Origin of the sequence: Nocardia sp. NPDC051756, from assembly GCF_040681495.1 — a bacterium.
Lineage (GTDB): Bacteria > Actinomycetota > Actinomycetes > Mycobacteriales > Mycobacteriaceae > Nocardia.
Window position 1 is genome coordinate 31,308 of the sequence record NZ_JBFAYV010000011.1, and the last position, 15,068, is coordinate 46,375.

At 66.6% G+C, this 15,068-nt stretch carries 15 protein-coding genes; 5 read left to right on the forward strand and 10 right to left on the reverse strand.

The features are described from left to right. Nucleotides 1-46 precede the first annotated feature (46 nt). Complete coding sequence (locus tag AB0M22_RS37840) at nt 47-2,233, forward strand: hypothetical protein (RefSeq protein WP_364737192.1); 2,187 nt, start codon at nt 47-49, stop codon at nt 2,231-2,233. Here AB0M22_RS37840 and AB0M22_RS37845 read toward each other — a convergent pair. Together AB0M22_RS37845 and AB0M22_RS37850 are read right to left on the reverse strand one after the other, a co-directional pair. Then, on the reverse strand, nt 2,129-3,067 hold the full coding sequence (locus AB0M22_RS37845) for an EamA family transporter (protein ID WP_364737194.1): 939 nt from the start codon (nt 3,065-3,067) through the stop codon (nt 2,129-2,131). The two genes, AB0M22_RS37840 and AB0M22_RS37845, sit on opposite strands and share 105 nt — an antisense overlap. A gap of 291 nt (nt 3,068-3,358) precedes the next feature. Then, nucleotides 3,359-3,592 carry a hypothetical protein gene (locus AB0M22_RS37850; RefSeq protein WP_364737196.1) on the reverse strand — a complete coding sequence of 78 codons (234 nt, stop codon included), beginning with the start codon at nt 3,590-3,592 and terminating at the stop codon, nt 3,359-3,361. A 136-nt stretch (nt 3,593-3,728) separates the two neighbouring features. Here AB0M22_RS37850 and AB0M22_RS37855 point away from each other — a divergent pair, with 136 nt between their 5' ends. After that, complete coding sequence (locus AB0M22_RS37855; RefSeq protein ID WP_364737198.1) at nt 3,729-4,622, forward strand: LysR family transcriptional regulator; 894 nt, start codon at nt 3,729-3,731, stop codon at nt 4,620-4,622. Between the two features lie 56 nt (nt 4,623-4,678). On the opposite strand, the gene AB0M22_RS37860 is transcribed toward AB0M22_RS37855, so the two are convergent. Then, the gene (locus AB0M22_RS37860) at nt 4,679-5,239 is read right to left on the reverse strand and encodes a TetR/AcrR family transcriptional regulator (protein ID WP_364737200.1); all 561 of its coding nucleotides are present in this window, start codon (nt 5,237-5,239) and stop codon (nt 4,679-4,681) included. 118 nt (nt 5,240-5,357) lie between these two features. Here AB0M22_RS37860 and AB0M22_RS37865 point away from each other — a divergent pair, with 118 nt between their 5' ends. Continuing rightward, nucleotides 5,358-6,110 (forward strand): carboxymuconolactone decarboxylase family protein, encoded by a 753-nt coding sequence (locus AB0M22_RS37865; protein ID WP_364737202.1) that lies wholly within the window; start codon nt 5,358-5,360, stop codon nt 6,108-6,110. A gap of 112 nt (nt 6,111-6,222) precedes the next feature. On the opposite strand, the gene AB0M22_RS37870 is transcribed toward AB0M22_RS37865, so the two are convergent. The 6 genes from AB0M22_RS37870 to AB0M22_RS37895 all read right to left on the reverse strand — a co-directional run bounded on the left by AB0M22_RS37870 (nt 6,223) and on the right by AB0M22_RS37895 (nt 11,458). Then, nucleotides 6,223-6,570, reverse strand: a complete 348-nt coding sequence (locus tag AB0M22_RS37870; protein WP_364737204.1) for a transcriptional regulator — start codon at nt 6,568-6,570, stop codon at nt 6,223-6,225. A 587-nt stretch (nt 6,571-7,157) separates the two neighbouring features. Beyond that, nucleotides 7,158-8,324, reverse strand: a complete 1,167-nt coding sequence (locus AB0M22_RS37875) for an oxygenase MpaB family protein (RefSeq protein WP_364737206.1) — start codon at nt 8,322-8,324, stop codon at nt 7,158-7,160. Between the two features lie 25 nt (nt 8,325-8,349). After that, nucleotides 8,350-9,393 carry a polyprenyl synthetase family protein gene (locus AB0M22_RS37880; RefSeq protein WP_364737208.1) on the reverse strand — a complete coding sequence of 348 codons (1,044 nt, stop codon included), beginning with the start codon at nt 9,391-9,393 and terminating at the stop codon, nt 8,350-8,352. Continuing rightward, nucleotides 9,383-9,664, reverse strand: coding sequence for a hypothetical protein (locus AB0M22_RS37885; RefSeq protein WP_364737210.1), 282 nt, complete (start codon nt 9,662-9,664; stop codon nt 9,383-9,385). The genes AB0M22_RS37880 and AB0M22_RS37885 overlap by 11 nt, the downstream gene beginning before the upstream one ends. A 166-nt stretch (nt 9,665-9,830) precedes the next feature. Continuing rightward, on the reverse strand, nt 9,831-11,069 hold the full coding sequence (locus AB0M22_RS37890; RefSeq protein ID WP_364737212.1) for a DUF6596 domain-containing protein: 1,239 nt from the start codon (nt 11,067-11,069) through the stop codon (nt 9,831-9,833). Continuing rightward, nucleotides 11,066-11,458 carry a YciI family protein gene (locus AB0M22_RS37895; protein WP_364737214.1) on the reverse strand — a complete coding sequence of 131 codons (393 nt, stop codon included), beginning with the start codon at nt 11,456-11,458 and terminating at the stop codon, nt 11,066-11,068. Before AB0M22_RS37895 ends, AB0M22_RS37890 begins: the two co-directional genes overlap by 4 nt. Before the next feature lie 259 nt (nt 11,459-11,717). On the opposite strand from AB0M22_RS37895, the gene AB0M22_RS37900 reads away from it, so the two are divergent. Beyond that, nucleotides 11,718-12,659, forward strand: a complete 942-nt coding sequence (locus tag AB0M22_RS37900) for an SDR family NAD(P)-dependent oxidoreductase (protein ID WP_364737216.1) — start codon at nt 11,718-11,720, stop codon at nt 12,657-12,659. Nucleotides 12,660-12,671: 12 nt separating this feature from the next. On the opposite strand, the gene AB0M22_RS37905 is transcribed toward AB0M22_RS37900, so the two are convergent. After that, nucleotides 12,672-13,268: a TetR/AcrR family transcriptional regulator gene (locus AB0M22_RS37905; RefSeq protein WP_364737217.1), complete on the reverse strand. Its 597-nt coding sequence runs from the start codon at nt 13,266-13,268 to the stop codon at nt 12,672-12,674. A gap of 103 nt (nt 13,269-13,371) precedes the next feature. Here AB0M22_RS37905 and AB0M22_RS37910 point away from each other — a divergent pair, with 103 nt between their 5' ends. Then, nucleotides 13,372-15,054 (forward strand): ATP-binding cassette domain-containing protein, encoded by a 1,683-nt coding sequence (locus AB0M22_RS37910; protein ID WP_364737219.1) that lies wholly within the window; start codon nt 13,372-13,374, stop codon nt 15,052-15,054. Nucleotides 15,055-15,068: the final 14 nt, after the last annotated feature.

The window sequence follows — 15,068 nt, forward strand, 5'->3', positions numbered from 1 at the left end:
CCCGCCCCGAATCCGTCCCCGCACCCGCTCTGCATCGGAACGCGCTGTGACTCTGGATATTTCGACCACGCCGAGTACTGCGCGCCGGGTGCGCGGCCCGATCACGAACCGGGCGTGGCGGCGAACATTGACGGTATCGCTGTCGGGGTGGGTATTGCTGGCGGTCGGGCCGCCGCTGCTCGAGTTGTCTGCTCCGTGGCGCGCGTTCGCGGCCGGGCTGGCGGTCCCCGGGGCCGGATTGCTGTATGCGATGCCGGCACCACACCACCATCATGGTGTCGGCGCGGCTTTTACTGCGGTGCACGTCATCGTACTGGCGATGGTGATCGTGACGCTCGGGTGGGCGTTGCGTGATCGTCGGGTCGTCGCGTTCGTGGTGGTGGTCGTCGCGGTCACCGCGGTCGGGTGGACCGCCCTGAGCACACCGGTCGCGCTGGTCGTGGCCGCACATATCGCCGGATTTCTCATCGTCGCGGCGGCCACCGGCTGGGCGTTCATGTTCCGTGCCATTGCCCGCTCGGACCATGTCACCGTCCCGGCCATCGTCATCGGAGCCGCGGCGCTCGGCGCGGTGCTCACGAATTCGCATGGCGCCCAGGACTTTCCGCTGGCCTGGGTATCGTGGTCCGCACCTGGCCTGGCCGTTGGAGTAACCCTCGGCATCGTGCTGCGCGAACAGCTGCGGCACCGCAGCGCCCGCCGTGTCGGGCAAGAACGGGAACGCTATCTCGAACAGCGCCGCACGACGTTGCACTGCCCGATCCTCGCCACCCCGATCCCCCTCCGACGCCAGGCCTTGCCGCTGGTCAGCGAGGCGAGCCTCGATCAGCTTCGCCTGCACCGGCATCTGACCAGGCTGGCACTGCAACCGGTGGACAGCTGGGCGGGATTCGACCGCGAAGGCCCAGGCCCGTTGCAGCAGTACCGATATCAACTCAACGCGGTCGGCTGGGGCCTGTCGATGTTCGGTTACGCCCACACCCCCGCTTATTGGGGCGCACCGCACCAAGCGCAACTGAACCTCTTCACGCGCATGCAGGACACGCAGGTGTGGAGTTACTGGTATAGACAGAATCTGTTGGGCAACTGGGACTTTCTCCGCCGACGCGCGGACCCGATCGACGTGCCGCAGAACATCATGTTCACCGGCTACCTCAACCTCCAGCTCGCCATGTTCCGGCAGGCGACCGGTGACGCCGGGTTCGATCAAGCGGGATCGTTCCGATTCCAGCGGTCGCCGGAGCAGATCTATGCGTACGACCACCCCTCGATCAACGACATCGTGCTGCGGAACTTCGGCTCCGAGCTGTGTCTGTGGGCGTGCGAGCCGGTCCCGGTCGGCCGGGGTCGCCGAAATGGGCTGGTATTCCCCTACTGCAATGCCGTCGCGACCGCCGGAGTCGCCGTGCTCGACGCCTTGAACGGAACCCGGCACGCCGCCGACATCGCAGCCCGGCTGCGGGATCGGCTCGACACCGAGTTCACCGCGGCCGACGGCGACATCATCGCCTTTCTCGTCTCCGGCCTCGGGCTGTCCGCCCGCGCCTTCCGCGGTCCCGCCTCGACGGCCGCGATCGCCGGGTTCGTCAGCCCGCTACTGCCGGATCTGGCCTGGCGGGCCTGGGAAATCCTGCGCGACGAATGGCTCGACAGCGGCCGATACCTCGTCCCGACCTCGGCCGGCAAGGAATCGCCGACGGCGGGCGACTGGGGCTCCGGCGTGCCGACCAACGCCGAACCCCTCGCCGCGGCACTGCTGCTCGCGCAGGAATGCGGCGAAGCCGAATGGTGGGACACGCTGTGGACGGAGGCGACCCGGCAATTGCAGTTCTCCCCCGATCAGCCGCAGCCGGGGGTGTGGGCCTTCGAGCGAGCGTCCGTGCACGCCAACGGCATGCTGGGGTTGGGCGGACTGGGCCGCGCGCACGCGTTGACCGACATGATGACCGTGCCGAGGCCGCAGCAGTGGACGCGTGGCCCGCGCATTCGCGCCGTTCCCTATCCGGCGGTGCTGGTCGCCAAGGCGGTCACCGACGGCGCGGGTCTGGACGCGGTCTTCCGCGCGGGACTTCAACCGCAACGGTGCACGGTTCGGCTCGATCAGCTTGTGCCGCAACGTGATTACCGGCTACTCGGCGCGGTCGAGGCGAGCGTCCGAGCCGACGAATACGGGCGGGCGGACCTGACCGTCGACGTCGGCGAGCGAACCGTGCTCGCCCTCCGTCCGAGCTGAGCCGTTCGCCGCGCCGCCGCGTTCGAGTCCGCCGAATTGCGCGGCCAGCACCAGGAGGACTCCGGCGAGTTGCAGCACGGTCAGGCGTTCGGCGGCGAACACCCAGCCCAGCGCCACCGCGACCACGGGACCGAGCAGCATCAGCCGCGACGCGGTCGTCGACTCCACGCCGCGGTAGAGACCGCCGAAGAAGAGCGCGAAGGCCAGCGCGGTCGCCGGGATCGACAACCAGGCGGTCGCGGCGAGCTGGCTCAGCGTCAAACTCGGTGGCACACCCTCGAACGCACCGGCCAGCGGCACCAGAATCAGTCCGCCTGCCAGCATCTGCCATGCGACCGCGCTCAGCGGATGGACCGACGCCGGGACACCCCAGCGGCGGGTGAGCACCATGCCGGTAGCCGAAAGCAGAGCGAGGGCGGCCGCCGCCACGATGCCGGTCGTGTCGGTCCACAGCCCGCCGCGCAGGACGAGCAGTCCGACGCCGATCAACCCGAGCACGGGCGCGGTGAACTGTCTTGCCCCTAGGCGCTGTCCGAACGTGAGCACTACCAGGGGAACAACCACGCATTGCGCGGCGGCGATGGTCGACACCACCCCACCGGGCAGTCGATGCGCGGCAACGGCCTGACAACCGAAGAACGCGGCGAAGTTCAGCACGCCGAGCACGACCATCCGCAGCCACCACACGCCGTGCGGCAGTGCGGGACGGAAGGCGATCAATACCAAACCGGCCGGCAATACCCGGAATACCGCGTTCCACAGCGGCGTAGCGGGCAGGTGCTCGATCGCGAGAAATGCGGTGCCGAAAAGCGCCGGGCCTGCCGCGGTCGACACCAGCGCTCCGGAATTGATCGGACGGAGAACACGCAGAAATACCAAGATGAGCCCTCATCGATTTCGCCACCAGCGGTGTTTCATCGCTCAAATGACGTGTCCAGCAGCGACGCGGCCAAAGCTACTCGCGCGCATGCTATTCGCTCAATAGGTAATTACCAGGGCTCAATAGGTAAGTCACTAGGTACGTTTTTGAAAGCACCTATACGTAATCAGCGATAAAGATATATCGCCGCAGACGCCGATGCTTGCATCATATTCGATCCATTGTCGGCAATTATTGAAACCTCGTTACCGACGTTCGGCAGGCGGTTCGATGTCGCCACCGGAAACCGGAACGACGAGGAGTCCGATACCGGCCAAGGCAAGGACCAACGCCAGCAGATGCAGGCCGATGAGGAGTGCGAGCGCCGCCAAGAAGAGCGCTCGGCGGCCGAAGGCTCGAAGTAGCCGCGCGACATCGGCAGACGACTCATCGGCCGTCGGCAGCAGTCCGTCCAGGTTTGTGGCAGGGCGAGTCACCACGACACCTCCGTATCAACGATTTCACGTCTCCGCGTGCAGAAACAGCACGCCAGACACCAAGATTCGCCGACGGGTCCACCTCGGCACAATGCGCAATCCACGCACGCAGCCTTAGTCGGCGACATAGTCTCGACCGGTGCACTACGACCTGGTCGACCTGCGACTGTTCCTCGACATCGTCACGGAGGGATCCATCACGGCGGGCGCGCGCCGGATGCACCTGAGCCTGCCCTCGGCCAGCGCCCGGGTGCGCGCCCTGGAGAACCAGGCGGGCCTCCCCTTGTTGATCCGCGGCCGACGCGGCGTGCGACCGACCCCCGCGGGCGCCACCCTGGCGCGCCACGCACGCGAGGTGCTGCGGCAAACGGCTCGGCTCGACAGCGCCCTCGCCGGCTACACCCATTCGCCCGTGGCGTCACTGACCCTGCTCGGTGGCGGCGGTGCGATGCACCGGATCATTCCGCAGGCGCTGATCTCGTTTCTGCGCGCCCAACCCGGCATCGATGTGGTTGTCGCCGAACGCCGTACGCCCCAGATGGTGCGGATGCTGACCGACGGCGAGGCCGACCTCGGCGTCGTGATCGAGAACGAGGCCGGCGACTGGGGCCTGGAGGTCGAGCCGCTCTGTGACGGCTCGCTCGTGGTGATCGGCCAGGCCGGCGGAATCCTCGCCGGGCGAACCACTTTGACCTACCGTGAGGTCGCCGAGCATCCACTGGTCGGCCTGGACACCGGTTCCTCGCTGCAACAATGGATCGAGCAGAACATCGGCACCCACGGCGGCCCGCACTCGCGCTACCGCACCCGCGTCGCGAACCTGACCACGGTGATCACCCTGGTAGCCGCCGGCGTCGGCCTGGCCATCGTGCCCCGCAACGCGGTAGTCGCCGACGAATCCGTTGAGGTATGCGAACTTTCAGACCCCTGGTCACGCCGCCACCACCTATTGGCCTGGGGCACCAAGGCCAAAGCATCATCGACCGCACTCACCGCCCTCGCCCAGCACATCCGCCAAGCCGCCGCCGACTGAGCGGTCAGGCTTCGCGGCGTGCCACCAATCAGCCAGGGCGCGTTGACACCTCGATCTCACGCATTGACATCGAGCAACCGCCGCGCGATCTCCCTGGCCCGGTCGGCGGCGGCCGGGGTGGCCTCGCGCACGGACGTCACGATCGCGCCGTCAACGAGCAGCGCGAAGGCCGAGGCCAGGTCCGGCGCGTCGGATCGACCCGCGGCGGTGAGCAATTCGGCCAGGTAGTCGATGACGTGACGCTTGTGCTGATCAGCGACCCGGTGTGCCGCGGAGGCGGGGTCGGCCACCTCGACCATCGTGTTGATGAACGCGCAGCCGCGAAAGTCCTGGCCGGCGAAGCGTTCCGACAGCGCGTCGAAGACAGCGAGCGGCCGGTCGGCGGGTGTGTCCGCCTTCGCTTCGACGGATTCTTTCAACCATTGCAGCCAACGACGGTCGCGTTCCTCGAGCACTGCGACGACCAGTTCGTCCTTGCCGGCGAAGTGCCGATAGAACGACGCGCGCCCGACACCGGATTCCTGGAGCAACCGATCGACGCCGACGGCCCGGATGCCCTCGGCGTAGAAGAGTTCCTCCGCCGTCGCGAGAAGGCGCTGCTTAGCGCGTGTTGCCATGACCGCATGCTACCAGTTCGGAACCGATCGGTTCCGTTTTGCTTGACATTTCGGAACTGATCAGTACCGTTTGATTCCGGCACCGATCGGTACCATCACGTTCGAGCATGGAGTCATGATGTCCCGGCTACCACTTGTGTCCACCGAAACCGCCGACACCGAGCAGGCAGAACTACTCGCCGAGGTGCAGCGTCAGCTCGGCCGGGTGCCGAATCTCTATGCCGGTATGGCGAACAGCCCTGCGACCCTGCGCGGTTATCTCGCCATGCGCGACGCGCTGACCCGAGGGAAGCTCTCCGCCCGGGTTCGCGAACAACTAGCTCTGCTCGTGGCCAGCGAAAATGGTTGCGACTACTGCGTTTCCGCACACACGATGCGGGCGAGCCGGATGGGCTTCACCGACGACGCCATCGCGGCTACCCGTGCGGCACAGGCCGAAGATCCGCACGCGAACGCCGTGTTGCGGTTCGCCCGCGAGGTCATGCGGTCGCGTGGCCATGTCACAGACACCGCGCTCGACTCAGCCCGACGACACGGCGTCAGTGATCCCGAGGTGAGCGAGATCGTCGGCCACATCGCGCTCAACACTTTGTCGAACTACTTCAACCATGTCGCCGAGCCGGAACTCGATTTCCCGCCGGCCGCGCCCGCGAAAGGCAAAGCGATGACCAGCAATTGGCGCCAGGCAAGCAAAGTCGTCCTGGTCGAGGGCTACTCTCTGATAGATCGAGACGGCCGATCGGTACGCACGATCGACGACGTCTCGGTAACGATCGAAGGCGGATTCCTGCACATCAAGGTGCCGGAGAGCGGCGACATTCAGATCGTCTCGGCACCCGCGGTCGCCTTGGTCACCTACCCGGAATCCTGACACCCGTACTCAATTCGCGGGCTGCGCTGACCGAAAGGAGACGAATGGCCTCGCGGGGGATCGCCCGGCCCGGACAGTCACGCAGCTCGCCGCGTACCTGACCGTGGCACTGCTACAGCGTCGCGACATTGTCGTCGGTCGGAAGCATTTCGGCCCGGCGGAACTTGTCGGCAATTCGCGAGAGGTAGTCGATCGATTCCACCGATAGCCCCGTGACCACGTTGGTCAGCCTGCGCAGCGCAGGATCGTTGAGCTGCGTGACGAGCGTGGTGTCGGCGGCGGTGTAGGCGATGTACCCGTAATGCAAGTAGTCCGCGTCGACCTCGAAGAACTGGGCCAAGCCTGCCACCAGCGTCGCCGACGGTTGGGTCCGGCGGCTACGCCGCAGTTGTGAAAGATAGGGCAAAGACACCGAGATTCCCTGCTCGGTCAACGCCGCGACCACCATCTGATTGGTCAATCGCCGTCCGTGATGTCGTCTCCACTCGGCGAACAGAGTGTTCAAACGCAGTGCGAAATGATCGCCCACGCCATCTAGATCCGAACCATCTTCGAGCACTGTCATTTTCGCCCATCCGACTTCGACGCCACCGCACGACACCGTCGCGCCCCGATGCCGCTCGGGGGAATGCAATACATCGGGGCACGACAGCCTCATCAGAGAGCCGGGCGGGGATTGGAACCCACCCGGCTCTCAGATCGAGACTCTCACAACATACCGGTTGCTTCAAGTTTGCTACCAGATGGAAATCACCGTTTCCTCTTGCCGTATAGCAGCACTGACCACTCTTGTCCATCGGCGTCAGGCATCGAATTCGGCCCAAATCAGAGGACTTTCGGCCCTTTGCTCGACGGACTGCGGCGTGAGTAGCACCCGTCGCCGTCGAGATCTCACACCGACCACGACCACGCTGTGCGATTGCCAATGATTTGCCATCAATCCGCTGCGGCACTGACGTCGCCGCAACACCCTCAGCTGATCCGTCGCGCAGCCTATTTCGCGACGCCGGTCCATCCCGGTCGGCTCCGATTGGCCCGGCGGTCCGATTACGCGAGGGCGACTGTGGGTTCCGGTGGGGTCCAGCGACGGGCGCGTGACGCTGCGGAGGAAACGCCGAAATCGTTTTTGAGTTCCTCCGGGATGGCGTACTGCATGACGCGGCCGCGGGTGAGTGAACTGAGTTCGAACCAGGTGGTGAGGTGGCCGAGGCGGTCCAGGGCCCATTCGCCCATAGGTGAACTGTCCTCGATGGTTTCGAGGACGCCGAGCAGGGCGGGGGCGGCCTTGATCGCGGTGTCCCAAGCGGTGCGCGGCACCGCGAGCCAGTCGGCGCAGGTGTCGCCGATGAGATAGCGAATGAGAGCGCCGACGATCGGGTCGAAGAAGGTGCCGGGAACGACTTCCTCGTAAAGGTCGATGAGTTGCCGGGTGAGGTTCACTCCTTCTGTGCTCGGACCCATGTGACGGGTCAGATAGTTGTCCAGGTACTCACGCGCGGACGCCAAGTCCGTCGGTGCGTGCGCTTGATCGACGCCGAGCATCGCACCGACCACCCGCCAGGCGTAGAAGTAGGCCTCGGCGCCGTCCACGCTCATGTGGATGTTCAACCGGTGCAGGCTGTCGAGGACCAGCATGGAGAACAGCATCTGGCCGCCGATCATGTCCTCCTGACAGATCGGTGTCCCCCATTTCGCTGTGTCCCAACGGTTTTCCCGGGACAGGTGGTGGCGAATGGCGGCGTGCAGCAACCGCACCTTCTGCACGGCGGGCACGAAACGGCTCCCGGCCTCGAACGCGTCCGGCTGCATGAGATATACGGTGAACTGCCCGGTTTCGGCCATGCGTTTGGACGGATACTCCAGGGAATGCGTGGCCGACAACAGTTTCGCGACCGGCGGCACGACGTAACAGGCGGGCATGGCGGCGAAGGACAGCGCGGTGGAGATGTGCACGTTGTTGTCGATGAAGAACAGCCTCGCCTTCTCCATCTCGTCCCAGTCCACCCAGGAAGGCGGGGCGGCGGTCGTGTGTAGATACTCGCGGGCGACCTCGGGCAGGTCGTCGGGCAGCGGCGAACCGACGGTGGAGACATAGCGCATCAGGGTGTTGAACTTGCCCACCTCCCCGCGCTCGAACAAAGTCGCCACGGTGGCGTCGGCGAGTTCGTCACCGTGCAGTCGCAGCGCGTCCATCGACTCTTGCGTATAGCTCATCGGAACTCCTTGCCTCGGTGGCGAATCAGTAACGGCGCGTGGTGGCCGCGTGGGCCAGCTCGGTCAGCGCGCGAGCGGCGGGCGCGGGCACATCCGCCAAGGCCTGCGTGGCCTCCTCGACGCGGGTGCTGATCATCTGCTCGATCCGGTCCGGCGCGCCGACCTCGGTCATCAGGTCGCGCAGTTCGCACAGATCCGCCTCGTCGGGCTCGCCGAGGTCGAGCAGTCGGATCAGCCGTGCGCGCTGCAAACTGTCGACGGCGCACCAGGTTTCGGCGAGCAGGGCGGTGGGGCGACGGGCCCGGAAATCGTCGAGATTCGCCTTGCCCGTGCAGGTTCGGTCGCCGAAGAGGCCGAGCAGGTCGTCGCGCAACTGGAACGCCTCGCCCAGCGGTAATCCATACGCGGAGAACGCTTTCCGTAACCGCACATCCGCACCACCCAGCGCACCGCCGATGAGCAACGGTTGTTCCACGGTGTACTTGGCCGTCTTGTACCGCACCACCTTCAACGACTCGTCCACATCCGGAACCGCACCGGTGCAAAGGATTTCGAGACACTCGCCGGCGATCAGCTCCCGGGCCAGCACCGCCCACAGTGGTCGAGCCCGCGACAGGTAGGCCGCAGGGAGTCCGCTGGTGACGAACAGTTGACCGGCCAACGCCATCAGCAGATCCCCGACCAACATGGCGAGCGCCTTACCGGTCTGCTCGAACTCGCGGGCGCGCGGCGCGTGCAAAGCGGTTTGGGCGGTGGGCAATCCGTGCCGCAGCGGGCTGTCGTCGATGATGTCGTCGTGCACGCTGGCTGCCGCGTGCACCAATTCCAAAGCCGCCGCGGCCCGGACGAAGGCGTCACTGTCCGGCTGCCCCGCCGCGCGCCAACCCCAGTAGCAGAACGCCGCCCGCAACCGCTTCCCCTGCCCGCTCGCCAGCACGAGCTGATCGGCCACCGGGCCGAGTCGCGGGTCTATGTCGAGCAGTTGGTCGCGTTCCTGTCCGACGAACTCCCCGAGGATGCCGTCGACGCGGGCCTTGAAAGCGTCGGCGTCGTGCCGCTCAGTCCGCACCGGAACCGGACTTACGCGCGACGACCCGCTGCGCGAGGATCTCCATATGCGCCTGCGGCACAAGCGCATTCCGGTCCAGCGCCAGCCGCCCGCGCGCCTTCAGGTCGCTTTCCGCCGCGCCGGCCAGCCCTGGCAGGTCCGACCGCCGTAGTAGCCCGAACGCCCGATCCAGCACCGGCGCGATTCGGCTGAGCGCCAGATCCGCCAGTCCGGCGGCTAGGAGTACCGCGTCCTCACCCCGGGTTGCTCGCTGATTCGACCTCTGCGACATGCGATCACGCTCCTGTCCCCACCGATCGACATCCGATGCCGCGACCCGGAAACGCTCAACAGGCCCGGTCGATTCAGTGTGGCAGTGGCTGCGCGCGGACGTGCCGAAAGTTCGCAGGACAACCAGTTGTCCTCTCGAATGTCGGCCGCGCGCATGGCCTTCCGTGCTACTCCGGGTCGGCGAGGCGGCGGACGCGGTCGTTGAGGTATCGCTGTTCGGGGACGCTCGCGGCGAGTTGGGCCGCCCGCCGATAGCTTTCGATGGCGCCGGGCAGGTCGCCGATCATTTCCAGCAGGTGTGCGCGGACCGCGTGGGTGCGGTGATGACGGCGCATAGCCGGGTTGTCGAGCAGGGGTGCGATCAGGACCAGGCCTTCCTTCGGGCCGACGGACATGCTGAGGGCGACGGCCCGGTTGAGTGTCACCATCGGGCCGGGTGCGACGTGGTCGAGCATGGCGTAGAGGATGCCGATCTGCCGCCAGTCGGTGCTCGCCCAGGTGGGTGACTCCGCGTGCACGGCGGCGATCGCCGCCTGCAACTGGAACCGGCCGACATGGCCGCGCGGCAGCACCCGCTCCAGGATGGCGACGCCCTCCGCGATCAGGTCGCGGTCCCATCGAGCGCGGTCCTGTTCGGCCAGCGGGATCAGGTTGCCGCCCTCGGTGCGGGTCGCCGCGCGGGAGTGGGTGAGCAGCATGAGCGCGAGCGCGCCCGCGACCTCGTCGTGATCCGGTATCGCACAATGCAATTGGCGGGTCAGGCGGATCGCTTCGCCGGTCAGGCTCCAATCCATCAGTGCGCTACCAGCGGACCGGGTGTGCCCCTCGGTGAACAGCAGATGGCACACGTCGAGGACGGACGCGACGCGCGCGGGCAGGTCCGCTCGGCTCGGCAATTCGAACACCGCGCCGGCCGACCGCAGGGTCGACCTGGCTCGGGTGAGCCGTTGGGTCATGGTGCGTGGCGGGACGAGGTAGGCGGCGGCAATCTGGTCGGTACCCAAGCCACCGACGGCGTGCAGGGTCAACGCGACCTGGGAGGAGCGGCTCAGGCTCGGATGGCAGCACAGCACGAACATCTGCAACATGTCGTCGCCTGCCGAGGCTTGATCCGCCGACGGCGCGACAGATGAGTCGCCGGGCTGCGCGAGTGCGACCGCCTCCTCACGCCCCGCGCGGGCCCGGTCGGCCCGCACCCGGTCGATCAATCGCCGCGACGCCACGGTGATCAGCCACCCGCGCGGATTGGCGGGCACCCCGTCGCGCTGCCACTGCGTCGCCGCCGCCTCCGCCGCTTCCTGCGCGGCGTCCTCACAGTCGCCGAGGTCGCCGTGCCTGCGCAGCAGGGCGGCGAGGACGTGCGGCGACTCCTGCCGCCACACGTCCTCCACCACCCGGTTGCTCACTGGTCGTCGCCGCCCGGCCACATCGCCGGTCGCAGCTCGACGGTTTCCCCCGGGCCGGCGAACTGCGCGGTGATCTCCTCGGCGCGGGCGTGGCTTTCCTCATCGATCAGGAAGAACCCGGCCAGATGCTCCTTGGTCTCGGAGTACGGCCCATCGGTTACCAGCGGTTTCCCGTCACCCCAGCGATACAGCCGGGACGCCTCGGGCGCGCCGAGCGCCTCTCCCGTCACCAACTCACCCTTCTCCTGCATCTCACCGAGCAACTTCTCGAAATCGGAGTTCAACCGATCCCGCTGTTCCTTCGGCATCGCCTGGACCTCGGGCAGGTAGTCGCCCGTCGGATGTCCCCAGGGCTGCGGGTTGGAATGAATCAGGATCACGTACTTCATCTCGGCTCCTTCGCGTTCGCGGATGCGCCCGGCTGACCCATCCTTACCCGAAACGTCGGAGCCGAGGCGGCGATGTCTACATCGATATTGCGGCAGTGCGCATCAAGATCTGTTCATTGACGACCTTGAACACCTTGACATACTTTGTACAAGGTGCGTTGCCGCCCGACATCCGGATTCTCGTTCTGGCGCAGCCCCCGGCGGCAGATAGGTGAAACAATATGTCTTACAAGCTGACTCATGCCTTCGGCAGGCGTGGATGACGCCCACCACCGCACTGGAGGCCGTCGAAGGCGTCGACCTGCACGACAAAGTATGCGTAATCACCGGCGCGTCTTCCGGATTGGGCCGGGAGGCGGCGCGTGCGCTCGCTGCCACGGGAGCGCATGTCGTGCTGGCCGCCCGCGACACCGAAGTACTTACCGCGGTACAGGTTTGGATCGACACGGAGGTACCCGGCGCACGGACGACCACGGTCGCACTGGATTTGACGTCGTTGAACAGTGTGCGGGTCGCGGCGGCCACGATCGCCGAACTCGCCCCGCGGATCGACGTGCTGATGAACAACGCCGGGGTGATGTTCACGCCGTTCGGCCGGACCGTAGACGGCTTCGAAACTCAGGTCGGCACAAATCATCTCGGCCACTTCGAACTCACCCGGCTGCTGGTCCCCCAGCTGGTCGCCGCGGACGGTGCGCGAGTCGTCATCCTGTCCTCCGACGGCCATCGGATCAGCGACGTCGACCTGGACGACCTCAACTGGTGCAACCGCGAATACGACAAGTTCCGGGCCTACGGCGCCTCGAAAACGGCCAATGTGCTGCACATGGTCGAGCTGGATCGGCGACTGCGCGACCGCGGCGTGCGGGCCTACGCTGTGCATCCGGGCATGGTGGCGACGTCGCTGGCCAAGCACATGACCCCCGAGGACCTCACCACGATGCGCGGCTATCTGCCTCGACGGGCCAAGCGCGCCGTGGATCGAACCGCCGAAACCGAAGCGCGACCGAAGATCTCGATGCCGGATCAGGGCGCCGCCACCCAGGTGTGGGCGGCGGTCAGCCCTGAGCTAGCCGATATCGGTTCGGTGTATCTCGCGAACTGCGAAATCCGCAGCAACCCTGCGCCGTACGCGCTCGACGAGGCCAATGCGGCTGCGCTGTGGGAAGTTTCCGAGAAGCTCTGCGCGCAGGAAGGCTGACCGGCCGGAGGTTCACCTACCGGCGAGACCCGCGACGATGTGCTCGGACACGAATCGGCGCACCGCTCGGGGGTTGTCCAGATTCACCTGCATCGGCGGCAACAGTTCGAAGCTGAGCAGCATCCGCACGATCCACTCGCCGGCGGTCGCGGGGTCCACACCGGCGCGGATCTCGCCGCGCTGCTCGGCCTCGCGCACCAGCGGCTTCCACAGGTCCATGGACCGGGTCATCAGGTCGTCGCCGCTGTTGCGCAGCAGCAACAGCAGTACCGATTCGTTGCTCGCGCCCGGGGCGAGCGTGTCGGCGCGTTGCCGATGCGCGCAGATCAGCACCGCCGCGGCGGCGACCTGGTCGGCGAGTGTTTCGTGTTGCCGCACCTCGGTGACCAGCGCTTCGATGAACGCCGTCGTCACGTAATCCAGTGCCGATTTGATCGCGGCGTCGCGATTACCGAAGGCGTTATAGACAGTGCCGCGAGACACACCCGCGGCCTCGGCAACCGCGGTGAGATTGAACTGCCTGGGCCCCAGCCGCTGCAACGTCGCCGTGGTGGCGCGCATAAGCGCAGGTGACACCGTCCGACCCGACTGGCCCACCGCCTCGCCCATTTTCACGACTCTATCGATAACAGTTCAATCGGAGCAACTCGTTGCGGGCCACGCGGAAACCGAGTTGCCAGGGCAGACGTCGGTGGGGTTGGCTGGAAGTCCCATGGCGCACATAGATATCGCGGATCTCGATTACTTCCTCCCGGACGGGCGACAGCTGCTCGACGGGGTCGGCTTTCGGATCGGCGAGGGGGTCAAGGCGGCGCTGATCGGGCCGAACGGCACCGGGAAGACGACGTTGCTCGGGCTCATCGCCGGTGATCTGACCCCCGACGGCGGCTCGGTGACCCGGTCCGGGAATCTGGGGGTGATGCGGCAGTTCGTCGGGCAGGTCGACGACGACTCCACCGTGCGTGACCTGCTGATCGCCGTGGCCGCGCCCGCGGTCCGGGCGGCCGCGATCGCGCTCGACGCGGCCGAGAACGCGTTGATCGAACAGGACGAGCAGTCGACTCAGCTCGCGTACGCGCATGCGCTGACGGATTGGGTCGATGTCGGTGGATACGACGCCGAAACGTTTTGGGATCGGGTGACGACGGCCGCCCTCGGTGTTCCGTTCGACAAAGCCAAATGGCGTTCGGTGCGCACGCTCAGTGGCGGCGAGCAGAAGCGGGTCGTGCTCGAGGCCTTGTTCGCCGGGCCGGACGAATTGCTGCTGCTCGACGAGCCGGACAACTATTTGGACGTTCCCGGCAAGCAGTGGCTGGAACGAACGATCGCCGAATCGGACAAGTCGGTGCTGTTCGTCAGCCACGATCGCGAGCTGATCGCGAACGCGGCCACCCGGATCGTCACCCTCGAACCCGGGGTCAGCGGCGCGACGTCCTGGATTCACGGTGGCGGCTTCGCCGGCTATCAGCAGGCGCGCGAGGATCGCAATTCGCGCCTGGCCGAATTGCGCAGGCGCTGGGACGAAGACCACGCCAAGTTGCGCGCGCTGGTGCTGCGGTTGCGGGAGAAGGCCAAGTTCAACGACGGTGTCGCGGCGCGCTATCACGCCGCGCAGACCCGGTTGGCGAAGTTCGAGGCGGCCGGTCCGCCGGAGGCGATTCCGTTGCGGCAGAACGTATCCGTGCGATTGCGCGGCGGCCGGACCGGACGGCGCTCACTGGTGTGCACCCAGCTCGAACTCACCGGATTGATGCGGCCGTTCGACGCGGAGATCTGGTTCGGCGACCGCGTTGCGGTGTTGGGCGCCAACGGATCCGGCAAGTCGCACTTCCTCCGGCTGCTGGCCGCGGGCGGCACCGATCCGGAAAACGAGCACCGCCCGATCCAGGACATCGACATTGCGCCGGTGCCACACACCGGCACCGCGGTACTCGGCGCCCGGGTCCGCCCAGGCTATTTCGCGCAAACCCATTCGCGACCGGACCTGTCCGGCCGGACGCTGCTGGAGATCCTGCATCTCGGCAACGAACACCGCGACGGAATGGGCCGCGAGGCCGCCACCCGGGTGCTCGATCGCTACGGCCTGGCCCGCGCCGCCGAACAGCGCTACGACGAACTCTCCGGCGGCCAGCAGGCCCGGCTGCAAATCCTGCTGCTCGAACTGTCCGGCGTCACCATGCTGCTGCTCGACGAGCCCACCGACAACCTCGACCTGCACTCCGCCGACGCGCTCGAACAAGGCATCGCCGAGTTCGCCGGCACCGTCGTCGCCGTCACCCACGACCGCTGGTTCGCCCGCGAATTCGACCGCTTCCTCGTATTCGGTTCCGATGGCACCGTGTACGAGCGCGACACTCCGGTCTGGGATGAGACGCGGGTAAACCGCACGCGCTGAAGGCTTCTCGCCGA

What these genes read in the sequence shown, in the direction of transcription:
- AB0M22_RS37860 (WP_364737200.1), bottom strand. Translation starts at nt 5,239, where the DNA reads ATGGCAACACGCGCTAAGCAGCGCCTTCTCGCGACGGCGGAGGAACTC.
- AB0M22_RS37910 (WP_364737219.1), top strand. Translation starts at nt 13,372, where the DNA reads ATGGCGCACATAGATATCGCGGATCTCGATTACTTCCTCCCGGACGGG.
- AB0M22_RS37895 (WP_364737214.1), bottom strand. Translation starts at nt 11,458, where the DNA reads ATGAAGTACGTGATCCTGATTCATTCCAACCCGCAGCCCTGGGGACAT.
- AB0M22_RS37885 (WP_364737210.1), bottom strand. Translation starts at nt 9,664, where the DNA reads ATGTCGCAGAGGTCGAATCAGCGAGCAACCCGGGGTGAGGACGCGGTA.
- AB0M22_RS37865 (WP_364737202.1), top strand. Translation starts at nt 5,358, where the DNA reads ATGTCCCGGCTACCACTTGTGTCCACCGAAACCGCCGACACCGAGCAG.
- AB0M22_RS37875 (WP_364737206.1), bottom strand. Translation starts at nt 8,324, where the DNA reads ATGAGCTATACGCAAGAGTCGATGGACGCGCTGCGACTGCACGGTGAC.
- AB0M22_RS37900 (WP_364737216.1), top strand. Translation starts at nt 11,718, where the DNA reads ATGACGCCCACCACCGCACTGGAGGCCGTCGAAGGCGTCGACCTGCAC.
- AB0M22_RS37905 (WP_364737217.1), bottom strand. Translation starts at nt 13,268, where the DNA reads ATGGGCGAGGCGGTGGGCCAGTCGGGTCGGACGGTGTCACCTGCGCTT.